The organism is Streptomyces liangshanensis, from assembly GCF_011694815.1.
Classification (GTDB): domain Bacteria; phylum Actinomycetota; class Actinomycetes; order Streptomycetales; family Streptomycetaceae; genus Streptomyces; species Streptomyces liangshanensis.
The window spans coordinates 2035001-2050686 of sequence record NZ_CP050177.1 but is presented as its reverse complement, the minus strand read 5'-3'; the positions used below and the strand labels follow the sequence as shown (position 1 = coordinate 2050686).

At 70.8% G+C, this 15686-nt stretch carries 12 protein-coding genes (1 of these 12 cut by a window edge); 9 read left to right on the top strand and 3 right to left on the bottom strand.

Annotated features, from left to right (window positions below; genetic code table 11):
• Position 1 precedes the first annotated feature (1 nt).
• Entirely contained in the window at positions 2 to 3979 is a 3978-nt protein-coding gene (eccCa, locus tag HA039_RS08600; RefSeq protein ID WP_167026218.1) for a type VII secretion protein EccCa, read from the bottom strand.
• Between the two features lie 242 nt (positions 3980 to 4221).
• On the opposite strand from eccCa, the gene eccD reads away from it, so the two are divergent.
• The 6 genes from eccD to HA039_RS08570 all read left to right on the top strand — a co-directional run bounded on the left by eccD (position 4222) and on the right by HA039_RS08570 (position 11428).
• Complete coding sequence (gene eccD / locus HA039_RS08595; protein ID WP_167026215.1) at positions 4222 to 5721, top strand: type VII secretion integral membrane protein EccD; 1500 nt, start codon at positions 4222 to 4224, stop codon at positions 5719 to 5721.
• A 254-nt stretch (positions 5722 to 5975) separates the two neighbouring features.
• Complete coding sequence (gene rpsO, locus HA039_RS08590; RefSeq protein WP_161312975.1) at positions 5976 to 6266, top strand: 30S ribosomal protein S15; 291 nt, start codon at positions 5976 to 5978, stop codon at positions 6264 to 6266.
• Positions 6267 to 6578: 312 nt separating this feature from the next.
• Positions 6579 to 8813 (top strand): polyribonucleotide nucleotidyltransferase, encoded by a 2235-nt coding sequence (locus tag HA039_RS08585; protein WP_167026212.1) that lies wholly within the window; start codon positions 6579 to 6581, stop codon positions 8811 to 8813.
• Positions 8810 to 10186, top strand: coding sequence for a M16 family metallopeptidase (locus tag HA039_RS08580; protein ID WP_167026209.1), 1377 nt, complete (start codon positions 8810 to 8812; stop codon positions 10184 to 10186). Before HA039_RS08585 ends, HA039_RS08580 begins: the two co-directional genes overlap by 4 nt.
• Before the next feature lie 23 nt (positions 10187 to 10209).
• Positions 10210 to 10962, top strand: coding sequence for a 4-hydroxy-tetrahydrodipicolinate reductase (gene dapB, locus HA039_RS08575; RefSeq protein WP_167026206.1), 753 nt, complete (start codon positions 10210 to 10212; stop codon positions 10960 to 10962).
• 13 nt (positions 10963 to 10975) lie between these two features.
• The gene (locus HA039_RS08570; RefSeq protein ID WP_167026203.1) at positions 10976 to 11428 is read left to right on the top strand and encodes a tetratricopeptide repeat protein; all 453 of its coding nucleotides are present in this window, start codon (positions 10976 to 10978) and stop codon (positions 11426 to 11428) included.
• A gap of 61 nt (positions 11429 to 11489) precedes the next feature.
• On the opposite strand, the gene HA039_RS08565 is transcribed toward HA039_RS08570, so the two are convergent.
• Both HA039_RS08565 and HA039_RS08560 read right to left on the bottom strand, forming a co-directional pair.
• Positions 11490 to 12038 carry a PH domain-containing protein gene (locus HA039_RS08565; RefSeq protein ID WP_167026199.1) on the bottom strand — a complete coding sequence of 183 codons (549 nt, stop codon included), beginning with the start codon at positions 12036 to 12038 and terminating at the stop codon, positions 11490 to 11492.
• Positions 12039 to 12143: 105 nt separating this feature from the next.
• A complete protein-coding gene (locus HA039_RS08560) occupies positions 12144 to 12383 on the bottom strand; it encodes a hypothetical protein (protein WP_167026196.1) in 240 nt (79 codons plus the stop codon).
• A gap of 202 nt (positions 12384 to 12585) precedes the next feature.
• Between HA039_RS08560 and thyX the strand changes: the two genes are divergently transcribed.
• The 3 genes from thyX to HA039_RS08545 all read left to right on the top strand — a co-directional run.
• The gene (gene thyX, locus HA039_RS08555) at positions 12586 to 13323 is read left to right on the top strand and encodes an FAD-dependent thymidylate synthase (protein WP_167026193.1); all 738 of its coding nucleotides are present in this window, start codon (positions 12586 to 12588) and stop codon (positions 13321 to 13323) included.
• Positions 13324 to 13541: 218 nt separating this feature from the next.
• A complete protein-coding gene (gene dapA, locus HA039_RS08550) occupies positions 13542 to 14441 on the top strand; it encodes a 4-hydroxy-tetrahydrodipicolinate synthase (protein WP_167026190.1) in 900 nt (299 codons plus the stop codon).
• 191 nt (positions 14442 to 14632) lie between these two features.
• Positions 14633 to 15686, top strand: the 5' portion of a protein-coding gene (locus HA039_RS08545) for a ribonuclease J (protein WP_167026185.1). Its footprint extends 632 nt past the window's final position; 1054 of the gene's 1686 nt are visible here — the first part of the coding sequence; its start codon is at positions 14633 to 14635; its stop codon lies off the right edge, out of view.

The window sequence follows — 15686 nt, the reverse complement described above, 5'->3', positions numbered from 1 at the left end:
CTCACCCCACCGGCCCCTCCGCCACCAGCCCCGTCTGTACCAGGGGGTTGCCCCGTCGGCGGGACACGAAGACGCCCCGGCCCGTCGGCATCGGGCGGGGGCGGGCGCCGGCCAGGACGTCGCCCTCGTTCGGGTCGCCCGAGAGGAGGACGCCCTGGGCGCCCAGCTCCTGCATCCGCTGCATGAAGGGTTCGTACGCGGCCCGGCTCGCGCCCGCCGTGTTGCGGGCGATGATGAAGCGCACCCCCACGTCCCGTGCGAACGGCAGCAGTTCGGTGAGCTTGGCCAGCGGGTTGCCGCTCGACGTGGACACCAGGTCGTAGTCGTCCACGACCACGTACACCGTCGGCCCCTGCCACCAGCTGCGCTCGCGCAGCTCCTCCGCCGTCACGTCGGGCGACGGGGTACGGCGCTGCATCAGGTTCACCAGCGCGTCGACGTGGTGCTCCATGTTGTTGGACATGGGCACGTACTCCGCCAGATGGCTCGGCGGAGTGACCCCCAGCAGCCCGCGCCGGTTGTCGATGACGAAGAGCTTGCAGGAGTCGCCGTCGTACCGCTCGCTCAACTGCTTGATCAGCAGCCGCAGCAGGTTCGACTTGCCGGACTCGCTCTCCCCGAACACCAGGAAGAACGGGTCGCGTTCGAAGTTGGCGAAGACCGGCGCCAGGTTGTTCTCGTCGATGCCGAAGGCGATCCCCTTCTCCGGCTGCTCGGCGCCCCCGGGCAGCTCCGCCGCCGCCAGCTCGCGCGGCAGCAGCCGTACCGCCGGGGCCCCCGGCGCGGTCCAGTGCCGGGTGACCTCCTGCGCCATGGCCGCCGTGGCCTCCGACAGGTCGCTGTCCGAGTTGATGCCGTCGATCCTCGGCACCGCCGCCATGAAGTGCAGCTTCTCCGGCGTCAGACCGCGCCCCGGCACCCCCGCCGGCACGTTGACGGCCGACTTGCGGTCCAGCTCCGAGTCCATCGTGTCGCCGAGCCGCAGCTCCAGCCGGTTCATCAGGTGGTCCTTGAGGTTGGCGCGCACCTCCATCGTGCGGGACGCCGTCAGGACGACGTGGATGCCGTACCCGAGGCCCCGCGCCGCCATGTCCAGGACCGCCTGCTCCAGACCCTCGTAGTCCGAACGGAAGTTGCCCCACCCGTCGATCACCAGGAACACGTCGCCCCACGGCTGCTCGGTCGGCGAGATGTCCCCCCGCGCCCGCATCCGCCGGAAGGTCGCGATCGAGTCGATCCCCGCCGCGCGGAAGTACTCCTCGCGGCGCGTCAGGATGCCGTACACCTCGGCGACCGTACGCCGCACCCGCTCGGGATCGAGCCGGGAGGCCACCCCGCCGACATGCGGCAGACGGGCCACCGACGACAGCCCGCCACCACCGAAGTCCAGCCCGTAGAACTGCACTTCGCGCGGAGTGTGCGTCAGCGCGAAGGCCGAGATCAGGGTGCGCAGCAGCGTGGACTTGCCCGACTGCGGCCCGCCCACGATCTGCATGTGCCCCGCCGCCCCCGAGAAGTCCCGGTAGAGCGTGTCCCGCCGCTGCTCGTACGGCTTGTCGACCACACCGAGCGGGACGACGAGCCGCCCCGCCCCCTCGTACCCCGCCTGGGTGAGACCCCGGTCCGGCACCCCCGCGAGCCCGGGGAGCAGCTCGTCCAGCGGCGGCGGGTTGTCCAGCGGCGGCAGCCACACCCGGTGGGCCTCCGCGCCCCGCCCCTCCAACCGCCGCACGATCACGTCGAGTACGGAGTCGGCGAGCGCGTCGTCCTCCGCCGCCCGCGCCTCCGGCACGACGGGCCCCGGCGCCGGTTCCACGTACCGCACCGGTACAGGCGCCGCCGTGAACGGCACCGGCCTGCGGTCCACCGGCAGCGGCCCGCCGGCCACCGAGGCCCGCTGCGCGCCGGTGCGGTACACCCCGGAGACGTACGCGGCCTTGAAGCGCACCATCTCGTCCGTACCGAACTTCAGGTACCCCGACCCCGGCACGTTCGGCAGCTGGTAGGCGTCCGGCACCCCCAGCGCCGCCCGCGACTCGGCGGCGGAGAAGGTCCGCAGACCGACGCGGTACGAGAGGTACGTCTCCAGGCCGCGCAGCCTGCCCTCCTCCAACCGCTGCGAGGCCAGCAGGAGATGGACGCCCAGGGAGCGCCCGATGCGGCCGATCTGCACGAACATCTCGATGAAGTCCGGCATGGCGGTGAGGAGTTCGCTGAACTCGTCGATCACCAGGACGAGCGAGGGGATGGGCTGGAGGGGCGCGCCCGCGGCGCGCGCCTTCTCGTAGTCGTGGATGTTGGCGTAGTTCCCCGCGTCGCGCAGCATCTCCTGGCGCCGGTTGAGCTCCCCGCGGATCGAGTCACCCATGCGGTCGACCAGCGTCAGGTCGTCCGCCAGGTTGGTGATCACCGCCGCCACGTGCGGCATCTGCGACATGCCCGCGAAGGTCGCGCCGCCCTTGAAGTCCGCCAGGACGAAGTTCAGGGTCTCCGAGGAGTGGGTGACGGCGAGCCCCAGCACCAGCGTGCGCAGCAGCTCGGACTTGCCGGAACCGGTCGCGCCGACACACAGCCCGTGCGGGCCCATGCCCTCCTGCGCGGCCTCCTTCAGGTCCAGCATCACCGGACTGCCGTCCTCGCCGACCCCGATCGGCACCCGCAGCCGCTCCGCCTGCGAGCGCGGCCGCCAGGTCCGGGTGACGTCGACGGACGCCGCGTCGCCCAGGTTCAGCAGATCGGTGAAGTCCAGGTTGGCCAGCAGCGGTTCGTCGTCGTCCCCGCCCGAGGCCACCCGCAGCGGGGCGAGCTGCCGGGCCAGCGCCTCGGCCGCCGCCACACTGAACACGTCCGGCTCCCCGTCGTACACCAGGCCGTTCCCGACCTCCAGGCGCAACGCGTCCGGGCGCACGACCACCGCGAGGCTGCCCCGCGCCCCGGTGACCTCACCGGGCACGACCTCGATCACCGTCACGCCCTGGAGCCCCTCCGCCGCCGCGAGCGCGGACGTGGGCGGTACGGTCCTGCCGTCCAGGACGACCACGACGTGCGGCTGGTCCAGCAGGGGCTGGCCGCCGGGCTGGAAACGCGGGCGGCCCTCCAGGTGGCCGGCGAGGAGTTCCTCCAGCTCCCACGCGTCCGTGGTGATGAGGCGGCGGCTGCCCGCGCCGTCGGTGGTGCCGGCGGCCTGCACGTGCGGCAGCCACTTCGCCCACTCCCACGCGGCGGCCTCCTCGCGCCCGGTGGCGAACGCGACCACCAGGTCCTCGGGGGAGTGGAGGGACGCGAGCGAGGCGACCATCGCGCGGGCGGTGGAGCGCACCGACTCCGGCTCCCCGCCGACCGTCACGTGGTAGAAGGCGCGCAGCGAGACGGCCATCGGCAGGCCGTCCAAGGTGCTGTGCGCCGTGAGGAACTGCTGCATGGCGCCCGCGGTCAGCGGCTCCAGCTCGTCGACCGGCGCGGTCTCGGGGGCGATCAGCGGCGTGGCCAGCTCCTGGCTGCCCAGACCGATCCGTACCTGCCCGAAGTCGTGGTCACCGACCCGCCGTTCCCACACCCGGCTGCCCTCGGCGACCAGCGCCCACAACTGCTCGGGGGACGGGTGGAGATAGAACTGTGCGTCCCGCTGGAGGTGCGCCGTCCGCAGCACCGAACGCCTCGTCTGCGTCAGGTACTTGAGGTAGTCGCGCCGTATGTCGGCGAGTTGGCCCTGCGTGCCGCGCCGGTAGCGCACCAGCATCGCGATCGCCATGGCCACCGTCGACGCGATCATCACCATGCCCATGATCCGCATGATCGGGTTGGGCGTGATGAAGAAGAACACGACGGAGCCGCCCATGCCCAGCATCGGGAGCAGCTGCATCAGCGCGCCCTCCTGCTGCCCGCGCGGCAGTTCGGGCGGCGGTTGCAGCTGCACCTGTTCGCCGGGCACCTCGGACGGCAGGACCCGCGGCGGGCGCTTGACGACGATCTGACTCACAGCTCACCCATTCCCTCGCCGGACGGAATGTTTCTGTCGGCGCCCCCGTGGCGACGGGTTCCATCCGCGGCAGGGATCCTACTTGCGCCGGGACCCAGGGGTTGGCGGTAGTGTGACCCGACACGTTTGCTCCCCTCTCCGACGTGTGAACTACCGCAAAAAAGAGGGGCATTCGGGGCGCGCGACCCGAACCACGAGGGGAAGCGGCTGGTGCGTATCACGAGGGGAAGCAGCAGGTGAGCATGACGGCCCCAGCGACGGCCACCGGAACCGGTCGACCAGGTCCGCCCGCCCCGTCCGGCGGCGGCACCGGCTTCTGCCGGGTCACGGTCGTCGCACCCGACAGCCGCGTCGACGTGGCACTGCCCGAGGACATCGCGGTCGCCGACCTCTACCCGGAGATCCTCAGGCTCTCCGGCCAGAGCCCCGCCGACGGCGCCCCCGTCGGCTACCACCTGGTGCGCCGCGACGGGACCGTACTGGACGGCGCCCTGTCACTGACCGCCCAGCGCATCCTCGACGGCGAGCTGCTGTCCCTGCGCCCCTTCGCCGAGTCCCTGCCGCCCGCCGTCTTCGACGACGTGTCCGACGCGGTCGCCACCGCCGTCGCCCGCGACCGCGCTCTGTGGACCGACCGGCTGATGCGCGCCGCCGGACTCCTCGGCGGCTCGGTCCTCCTCGTCCTGCTCGGCTTCGTCCTCTGGACCGCCGACCCGCGTCACGACATGCACGGCCTGCCCGGCATCCTCGCCGGCGTCACCGGCGTCCTCCTGCTCGCGCTCTCCGCCGTACGGGCCCGGGTGTACGACGACCGCGCCTCCTCCGTCGCCCTCGGCATCGGCTCCCTCGCCAACACGGCGGTCGCCGGATCCGGCCTGCTGCCCCTCGACGCGGGGGAGGGCATCGGCCGGCTCCAGTTCCTGCTCGCCTGCGCCGCCGTCCTCGTCGCCTCCGTGATCCTGGTCATCGTCTCCCCGGGCGGCGACGGCCCCTTCGTCGCCTTCGTCCTCGCCTCCGCCGTCGCGCTGCTCCTCACCTTCGCCGCGATCACCCGGAACCTGGACCCCGCCGAGACCGCCGCGCTCTGCGCCCCCCTCGCCGTCGGCGCCCTCGCCTTCCTGCCCGGCCTCTCCACCCGCTTCGCCCGCCTGCCCATCGGCTTCGAACCGCCCCGTACCGGCGTCGGCGGGTACGGGGCCGACCCCGAGCCCCAGGGCCCCGTCGACGCCGCGCGCATCGCCGCCCAGGCCCGGCGCGGCCACGAACTGCTCGTCGGCCTCGTCGGGGGCTGCGCCCTGCTGGCCACCGGCGCCGCCGCCGTGCTCGGCTTCTCCGACGACGTGTGGGGCCAGCTCCTCGCCCTCGCCACCGGCGTCGCCATGCTCATGCGCGCCCACCTCTTCCGCTACACCGCCCAGGTCGGCTGCGCCCTGGCGGCCGGGCTCGGCGCGCTCGTCCTCCTCGTGCTGGGCCTGTGCCTCAACCCGCCGGCCGGCCTGATGCGCGAGGCCCTCGGCGGCGACGGCAGGGCCCTGGACATCCGTACGCTGTGGCTGACCACGGCGGTCGCCGCCGTCGCCGCCCTGATCACGGCCATCGGCCTGATCGTGCCGCGCAAGGGTGTCACCCCCTTCTGGGGCCGCTTCCTGGAGATCGCCGAGTCCTGCGTCCTGCTGACGCTCGTCCCGCTCTGCCTCGCCGTCTTCGACGTCTACCACTCGATCCGGGCCATGACGTCCTGACGCGGGCCGCGCACGCGCCCCGGCGCCGTACCGCGCGGGAAGCCCACCCTCGCACCCGGGTGAGAAGCGCGTGAACCGGCTGGTACTCTGGGCGACGGCCGTCCGTGTACGTGACCCCGGAGCCCCGCCGGATCCCCGGATCCCAAGGCTCCCCGGTCGGCACACGACGGAACCCCGCCTCCCGAGTCACGGAAGCTCCCCAGAGTATTCGACCTGGGGCACTCGAAGGCCACGAAGACCCACGAGGAGTACGCGTGCCGCTCGACGCCGCTACAAAGAAGACGATCATGACCGAGTTCGGCCAGAAGGAAGGCGACACCGGCTCCCCCGAGGTCCAGGTCGCCATGCTGTCGCGCCGGATCTCGGACCTGACCGAGCACCTCAAGGTGCACAAGCACGACCACCACTCCCGTCGTGGCCTGCTGATCCTGGTCGGCCAGCGCCGCCGCCTCCTTCAGTACCTGGCCAAGAAGGACATCCAGCGCTTCCGTGTGCTGGTGGAGCGCCTGGGCATCCGCCGTGGCGCGGCCGGCGGCGCCAAGTAAGCGAGACGCCGTGACAGGGAGCGGTTCCCCATCCCGGGGACCGCTCCCTTCGCCGTATGACGGCCCGCACCACGTAATCTGGTGCGGGAGCACCACAGAAGAGCACGACAGAGCAGAAGCGCAGAACAGAAACAGAAGACGAGGAGAAGTGAACTCCGCCGCCGCCGGTCCTCGGTAGTGGCGCCCGGAAAGGCGCGCGGCCCATGCCGCGGCCCCGGGTGCTTCGATCGAAGACCGGCCCGCACCAAGGAGCGCTTCTCCGCCACGTCCCCTGCCACACGGGCACCGGACGAAGACGAGGAGAGAACACTAGTGGAGAACGAGACCCACTACGCCGAAGCCGTGATCGACAACGGAACCTTCGGCACCCGCACCATCCGCTTCGAGACGGGCCGCCTGGCCCGTCAGGCCGCCGGCTCCGCCGTGGCCTACCTGGACGACGACACCATGGTGCTGTCGGCCACGACCGCCTCCAAGAAGCCCAAGGACCAGCTCGACTTCTTCCCCCTCACGGTGGACGTCGAGGAGCGCCAGTACGCGGCCGGCAAGATCCCCGGCTCGTTCTTCCGCCGCGAGGGCCGGCCCTCCGAGGACGCGATCCTCACCTGCCGCCTCATCGACCGCCCGCTGCGCCCGTCCTTCAAGAAGGGCCTGCGCAACGAGATCCAGGTCGTCGAGACGATCATGGCGCTCAACCCCGACCACCTGTACGACGTGGTCGCGATCAACGCCGCCTCCTGCTCCACGATCCTCGCGGGCCTGCCCTTCTCCGGCCCCGTCGGCGGCACCCGGGTCGCCCTGATCAAGGGCCAGTGGGTCGCGTTCCCGACGCACACCGAGCTCGAGGACGCCGTCTTCGACATGGTCGTCGCGGGCCGCGTCCTGGAGGACGGCGACGTCGCGATCATGATGGTCGAGGCCGAGGCCACCGACCGTACGATCCAGCTCGTCAAGGACGGCGCCGAGGCTCCCACCGAGGAGATCGTCGCCGCCGGCCTCGAAGCCGCGAAGCCCTTCATCAAGGCGCTCTGCAAGGCGCAGTCGGACCTCGCCGCCAAGGCCGCCAAGCCCACCGGCGAGTTCCCGATCTTCCTCGACTACGAGGACGACGTCCTCGAAGCGCTCACCTCCGCCGTCCGCGGCGAGCTCGCCAAGGCGCTCACCATCGCCGGCAAGCAGGAGCGCGAAGCCGAGCTGGACCGCGTCAAGGGCCTCGCCGGCGAGAAGCTGCTCCCGCAGTTCGAGGGCCGCGAGAAGGAGATCTCCGCCGCGTACCGCTCGCTCACCAAGACCCTGGTCCGTGAGCGCGTCATCAAGGACAAGGTCCGCATCGACGGCCGCGGCGTCACGGACATCCGTACGCTCGCCGCCGAGGTCGAGGCCATCCCGCGCGTGCACGGCTCCGCCCTGTTCGAGCGTGGCGAGACCCAGATCCTGGGCGTCACCACCCTCAACATGCTCCGCATGGAGCAGCAGCTGGACACCCTCTCCCCGGTGACCCGCAAGCGCTACATGCACAACTACAACTTCCCGCCGTACTCCACCGGTGAGACCGGCCGCGTCGGTTCGCCGAAGCGCCGCGAGATCGGCCACGGCGCCCTGGCCGAGCGCGCGCTCGTGCCGGTGCTGCCGACGCGCGAGGAGTTCCCGTACGCGATCCGCCAGGTCTCCGAGGCGCTGAGCTCCAACGGCTCGACGTCCATGGGCTCGGTCTGCGCCTCCACCATGTCCCTGCTGAACGCCGGTGTGCCCCTCAAGGCCCCCGTCGCCGGCATCGCCATGGGCCTGATCTCGCAGGAGATCGACGGCGAGACCCACTACGTCACCCTCACCGACATCCTCGGTGCGGAGGACGCCTTCGGCGACATGGACTTCAAGGTCGCCGGTACGAAGACGTTCGTCACCGCGCTCCAGCTCGACACCAAGCTCGACGGCATCCCCGCCTCGGTCCTGGCCGCCGCGCTGAAGCAGGCCCGCGACGCCCGCCTCCACATCCTTGACGTGATGAACGAGGCCATCGACGTCCCGGACGAGATGTCCCCCAACGCCCCCCGGATCATCACCGTCAAGATCCCGGTGGACAAGATCGGCGAGGTCATCGGCCCCAAGGGCAAGATGATCAACCAGATCCAGGAGGACACCGGCGCCGACATCACGATCGAGGACGACGGCACCATCTACATCGGTGCCGCCGACGGCCCCGCCGCCGAGGCCGCCCGCGCCACGATCAACCAGATCGCCAACCCGACGATGCCGGAGGTCGGCGAGCGCTACCTGGGTACGGTCGTCAAGACCACTACCTTCGGTGCCTTCGTCTCCCTGCTCCCCGGCAAGGACGGACTGCTGCACATCTCGCAGATCCGCAAGCTCGCCGGCGGCAAGCGCGTGGAGAACGTCGAGGACGTCCTCGGCGTCGGCCAGAAGGTCCAGGTCGAGATCGCCGAGATCGACCAGCGCGGCAAGCTCTCCCTCATCCCCGTGATGGAGGACGAGGAGTCCGCCGACGGTACGGCGACCGAAGACGCGAAGGACGAAGCCTCCTCGTGACCACCAGCTCCAGGTCGACGGCCCGCACCTCCTCGGAGGCGCGGGCCGTTGCCCGTACCCAAACACTCCTCAAGGGCGAGAACGGCATCGGCACGGTCCGCCGTACGACCCTGCCCGGCGGCCTGCGCGTCGTCACCGAGTCCCTGCCGTCGGTGCGCTCCGCGACCTTCGGCATCTGGGTCCAGGTCGGCTCCCGGGACGAGACCCCCACGCTCAACGGGGCCACCCACTACCTGGAACACCTCCTCTTCAAGGGCACCAAGCGGCGCAGCGCCCTCGACATCTCCTCCGCCATCGACGCGGTCGGCGGTGAGATGAACGCCTTCACGGCGAAGGAGTACACCTGCTACTACGCGCGGGTCCTCGACACCGACCTGCCGCTCGCCATCGACGTCGTGTGCGACATGCTCACCGGCTCCCTCATCGAGGCCGCCGACGTCGAGGCCGAACGCGGAGTCATCCTCGAAGAGATCGCCATGACCGAGGACGACCCCGGTGACGTGGTGCACGACCTGTTCGCGCAGACCATGCTCGGCGACACCCCCCTCGGCCGCCCGGTCCTCGGCACCGTCGAGACCGTCACGGCCCTGGACCGCGACCGCATCGCCCTCTTCTACAAGAAGCACTACGACCCCACGCACCTGGTCGTCGCCGCCGCCGGCAACGTCGACCACGCCACGGTCGTACGCCAGGTCCGCAAGGCGTTCGACCGCGCCGGCGCCCTGTCCCGTACGGACGCCACACCGCTCGCCCCCCGCGAGGGCACCCGCGCCCTGCGCACCGCGGGCCGCGTCGACGTCCTGAACCGCAAGACGGAACAGGCCCACGTCGTCCTCGGCATGCCGGGCCTCGCCCGCACCGACGAGCGCCGCTGGGCCCTCGGGGTCCTCAACACCGCCCTCGGCGGCGGCATGAGCTCCCGGCTCTTCCAGGAGGTACGGGAGAAGCGCGGCCTCGCCTACAGCGTCTACTCGTACACCTCGGGCTTCGCCGACTGCGGACTCTTCGGCGTCTACGCGGGCTGCCGCCCCAACCAGGTCCACGACGTCCTCAAGATCTGCCGGGACGAGCTGGACAAGGCCGCCTCCGAAGGCATCAGCGACGAGGAGATCGGGCGCGCGGTGGGCCAGCTCTCCGGCTCCACCGTCCTCGGCCTGGAGGACACCGGCGCGCTGATGAACCGTATCGGCAAGAGCGAACTGTGCTGGGGCAGCCACATGTCCGTCGACGACATGCTGGCGAGGATCGCCGCCGTCACCCCGGACGAGGTGCGCGCGGTCGCCCGCGATGTACTGGGACACCGCCCCTCGCTGTCCGTCATCGGACCGCTCAAGGACAAGCAGGCGGCACGTCTCGACGAAGCGGTCTCCTGACCGCGGTAAGGAATGCAGAGCTGATGAGCAAGCTGCGCGTGGCCGTCCTCGGTGCCAAGGGCCGTATCGGCTCCGAGGCCGCACGGGCCGTCGAGGCCGCGGAGGACCTGGAACTGGTCGCCGCCCTCGACCAGCACGACACGCTGGAGACCCTCACGGCGAGCGGGGCCCAGGTCGCCGTCGACCTGACCCACCCCGACTCCGTGATGGGCAACCTCGACTTCTGCGTGGGACACGGCATCCACGCCGTGGTCGGCACCACCGGATGGAACGACGAGCGCCTCGCGCGGCTGACCTCCTGGCTGGAGGCCTCCCCGGAGACCGGGGTGCTCGTCGCGCCGAACTTCTCCATCGGGGCCGTCCTCACGATGAAGTTCTCCCAGTCCGCGGCCCGATACTTCGAGTCCGTCGAGGTCATCGAGCTGCACCACCCGAACAAGGCCGACGCCCCCTCCGGTACGGCCGGCCGCACCGCCCAACTGATCGCCGCGGCCCGCCAGGAGGCGCAACTGCCTCCCCAGCCCGACGCGACGGTCACCGGCCTGGAGGGCGCGCGCGGCGCCGACGTCGACGGCGTGCGCGTGCACTCCGTACGCCTCCGGGGGCTCCTCGCCCACCAGGAAGTGATCTTCGGCGGCGAGGGCGAGACGCTCACCGTCCGCCACGACTCCCTGCACCACAGCAGCTTCATGCCGGGCATCCTGCTCGGCGTGCGCCGCGTGGTGTCCACCCCGGGCCTCACCTACGGCCTGGAACACTTCCTCGACCTGAGCTGACGAGACCGCACCCATGCGCGCGAAGATCACCTACTGCGTCACGGCCGCCGTCCTGGTCGTCTACTTCGTCCTGGTCGGCAGCCGCGGTGTGCTGCTCCTCGAACAAGGCACCGCGCTGACCGCCGCCTTCGGGATCGCGGTGCTGGTCCTGCCGGCCATCGGCCTGTGGTTCCTGTGGAAGAACACCCAGTTCGTCAGCCGCGCCAACCGCCTCGCCGCGGAGCTCGACGCCGAAGGCGGCCTGCCCGTCGACGAGTTGACCCGTACGGCGAGCGGCCGCATCGACCGCGACTCCGCCGACGCCGTCTTCGCCCGGCGCCGCGCGGAGACCGAGGACTCGCCCGGCGACTGGCGCTGCTGGTTCCGGCTCGCGGTCGCCTACCACGACGCCCGCGACACCCCCCGGGCCCGCAAGGCCATGCAGCGCGCCATCGCGCTCCACGACAACAAGCCCGTACGCGCCTGAGCGGGGCCCGGCCGGAAGGCCGGACCCCGCCCAGGGTCGGTGATGTCCCTCAGGGGCGCCGTCAGGGACGGCGGTACTCGTCCCCCCAGGCCTCGACGGTGTCGGCGGCCCGGTCGAACGCCTCCGTACGCGACAGGAAGTCCGCGTTGTGGTCCGTCAGCAGCGGCAGCGGCGCTCCCTGACGCAGCACGAGGGAGAGCGCCTGGCCCTGCACGGTGCGCGGCAGGCCGAGCCACCGTACGGGCTGCTGGACGGTACGGACCTCGGTGACCTGGTCCCAGGCCACGGTCCGCGTCCTGAGCAGCAGGACACGGCGGACACCGTGCCGGCTCACCCACGCGCCCACCCGCAGCAGCCGCAGGGCGATCGCGATGCCCACGGCGGCCAGGGCGAGGCAGAGATAGGCGCCCGACGCGCTGCCCGCGGCCGCGGTGACCGTTCCCGCGAGCAGGACGAACGAGGACAGCAGCAGGAGCAGCGCCGCCGCCGCGACCCGCCAGGGGCCGGGACGGTACGGACGCCGCCATTGATCATGATCGTCGAACGGCAACGCGACATCGTCGGTGGTCGCGTCAAAAGCCCGGTCGGCCGTCAGGAAGGGCAGGGGCACGACTGATCCTCACTCACAAGCACGCTCGATTGCTGTGCCCGGTGAGGCTATCGATCAGCCCCCCGCCCGGACCAGCCGAGGGGGGCCGGACGGGTCGGCGCGTCCTCAACGGCTGCGGACCGTCGCGGTGTGGTGCGTATGAGTAGCCGTCTGATCCGTTTGCAGGGCGGGCAGTCCGAGGAGCAGCGAGCCGGCGAAGGCCGCCACGACGGCCAGCGCGGTCAGCGAGCGCCCCAGGATCTGCCGGGGGGAGGGACGTTGCCTGGGAGGCGGGGTGACGTTGCTGCGGAACCGCTCGGCCTCGGCGACGAACGCGAACGGTACGGACTCACTCCGGCGGCGCATGGAGTGTTCTCCTCGACTTCGTGTGACGGGACGCCACGAGGGCGTCGTCTGTTACCCGGTCTGACGTACGAACCGGTCGATCGGTGCCCGAATACGCCGGATTGATACGGGAAGGCTCGCGGGAGCCGTCGCGGAGGGCGCTGTCGGTGCCGCGCCGTAGAGTGGGCGCCGCCCGAGCGACGTAACTGGAAGGACCCCGCCGGTGAGCGACACCCCCGCAGAGACCAAGCCGAGCTTCCGCAGCGATGTCACCGTCGAGTTGGTGAAGCACACCGCCGGCGACTCCGACGTGCTGTGGGCCGCGCGCGTCTCCACCGCAGGCGAGCAGTCCCTGGAGGAGCTCTCGAAGGACCCCGAGCGCTCGAAGGGACTCATCAACTACCTGATGCGGGACCGCCACGGCAGCCCCTTCGAGCACAACTCCATGACGTTCTTCGTCAGCGCCCCGATCTTCGTCTTCCGCGAGTTCATGCGCCACCGGGTCGGCTGGTCCTACAACGAGGAGTCGGGCCGGTACCGGGAGCTCCAGCCGGTCTTCTACGTCCCCGGCGCGGACCGCAAGCTCGTCCAGGAGGGCCGCCCGGGGAAGTACGTGTTCGTCGACGGCACCCAGGAGCAGCAGGACCTGACCGGCCGCGTCATGGAGGCCTCGTACGTCCAGGCCTACGAGGCGTACCAGGAGATGCTCGCGGCCGGCGTCGCGCGCGAGGTCGCGCGGGCCGTGCTGCCGGTCGGCCTGTTCTCCTCGATGTACGCGACGTGCAACGCGCGCTCGCTGATGCACTTCCTCGGCCTGCGCACCCAGCACGAACAGGCGAGGACGCCGTCCTTCCCGCAACGGGAGATCGAGATGGTGGGGGAGCTGATGGAGGCGCACTGGGCGACGCTCATGCCCCTCACCCACGCGGCCTTCAACGCCAATGGCCGAGTCGCCCCGTAGAACGATCCGGCGCCCCGGACCCCGTCTGCGGGCCCGTCCGGGGCACAGATGTGCGGTCGGCGGGGTGAAGTGTCCGTATTGCGGCGTTTCGAGAACTTCATCTAGGCTGATCAAACGGACCCGGCACTGCTTGAACCCCCGAGCAGGCAGTGCCGGGCTCCTCTTGTCCCGTCCCCCAAGGGGACACGGCGAGCTGAGCAGCGAGTAGCGTGTTACCCATGGCTCCGATCTCCACTCCGCAGACCCCCTTCGGGCGGGTCCTCACCGCGATGGTCACGCCCTTCACGGCGGACGGCGCGCTCGACCTCGACGGCGCCCAGCGGCTCGCCGCCCACCTGGTCGACGCAGGCAACGACGGCCTGGTCCTGAACGGGACCACCGGCGAGTCGCCGACCACCAGCGACGCGGAGAAAGACCAGCTCGTACGGGCTGTCCTGGACGCCGTCGGCGACCGCGCCCACATCGTCGCCGGCATCGGCACGAACGACACCCGCCACAGCGTGGAACTGGCCCGCGCCGCCGAGCGCGCCGGAGCGCACGGCCTGCTCGCCGTGACCCCGTACTACAACAAGCCCCCGCAAGAAGGCCTCCACCGGCACTTCACCGCCATCGCCGACTCCACCGGCCTGCCGGTCATGCTCTACGACATCCCGGGCCGCAGCGGCGTCCCCATCGACACCGAGACGATTGTCCGTCTCGCCCAGCACCCGCGTATCGTCGCCAACAAGGACGCCAAGGGCGACCTCGGCCGCGCCAGCTGGGCCATCGCCCGGTCCGGCCTCGCCTGGTACTCCGGCGACGACATGCTGAACCTGCCCCTCCTGGCCGTCGGCGCGATCGGATTCGTCTCGGTCGTGGGCCACGTCGTCACCCCCGAGCTGCGAGAACTGCTCGACGCCCACCTCACGGGCGACGTCCAGAAGGCCACCGAGATCCACCAGAAGCTGCTCCCGGTCTTCACGGGCATGTTCCGCACCCAGGGCGTCATCACCACCAAGGCCGCGCTCACCCTGCTGGGCCTGCCGGCCGGACCGCTGCGCCTGCCCCTGGTCGAGCTGTCGGACCCCGAAACGGACCAGCTCAAGATCGATCTGGCGGCCGGCGGGGTACAGCTCTGACAACGGACGCCACACAGACTTCACAACTGAACAAGTCTCACAACTGAAGAAGCGGGACAGCACGACAGCACAGCACACAGCACCACCGCACGACCCCGAGAAATCGGTCCACACAGACAACAGCAAGTGCACGAATGTCATGCGCGCCACGTGCCTCAGCGGTACGTGGCGTGTGTGGTGAGGAGAGTCTTTTGAGCCATCCGCATCCCGAACTCGGCGCACCGCCGAAGCTTCCCAAGAACGGCCTTCGCGTCACCCCGCTCGGCGGGCTCGGCGAGATCGGCCGCAACATGACGGTCTTCGAGTACAACGGCCGCCTGCTCATCGTCGACTGCGGCGTCCTCTTCCCGGAGGAGGAGCAGCCCGGCATCGACCTGATCCTGCCGGACTTCACCACCATCCGGGACCGCCTCGACGACATCGACGGGATCGTGCTCACGCACGGTCACGAGGACCACATCGGGGGTGTCCCCTTCCTGCTCAGGCTGAAGGCCGACATTCCCCTGATCGGCTCCAAGCTGACCCTCGCGCTGATCGAGGCGAAGCTCCAGGAGCACCGCATCCGCCCGTACACCCTTGAGGTCACCGAGGGTCACCGCGAGCGCATCGGCCCGTTCGACTGCGAGTTCGTCGCGGTGAACCACTCCATCCCGGACGCGCTGGCCGTGGCCATCCGCACCCCCGCGGGCATGGTGGTCCACACGGGCGACTTCAAGATGGACCAGCTCCCGCTGGACCGCAGGCTCACCGACCTGCCCACCTTCGCCCGGCTGGGCGAGGAGGGCATCGACCTGCTGCTGGCGGACTCCACGAACGCCGAGGTCCCGGGATTCGTCCCGCCCGAGCGGGACATCTCCAACGTCCTGCGCCAGGTGTTCAGCAGCGCCCAGAAGCGGATCATCGTGGCGAGCTTCGCGAGCCACGTCCACCGCATCCAGCAGATCCTCGACGCCGCCCACGAGCACGGCCGCAGGGTCGCCTTCGTCGGCCGCTCGATGGTCAGGAACATGGGCATCGCCCGTGACCTGGGCTATCTGCGGGTGCCGGCCGGCCTCGTCGTGGACGTGAAGACGCTGGACGACCTCCCGGGCGAGCAGATCGTGCTCGTCTGCACGGGCTCCCAGGGCGAGCCGATGGCCGCGCTGTCCCGCATGGCCAACCGCGACCACCAGATCCGCATCGTCGGCGGCGACACCGTGATCCTCGCGTCGTCCCTGATCCCGGGCAACGAGAACGCGGTCTACC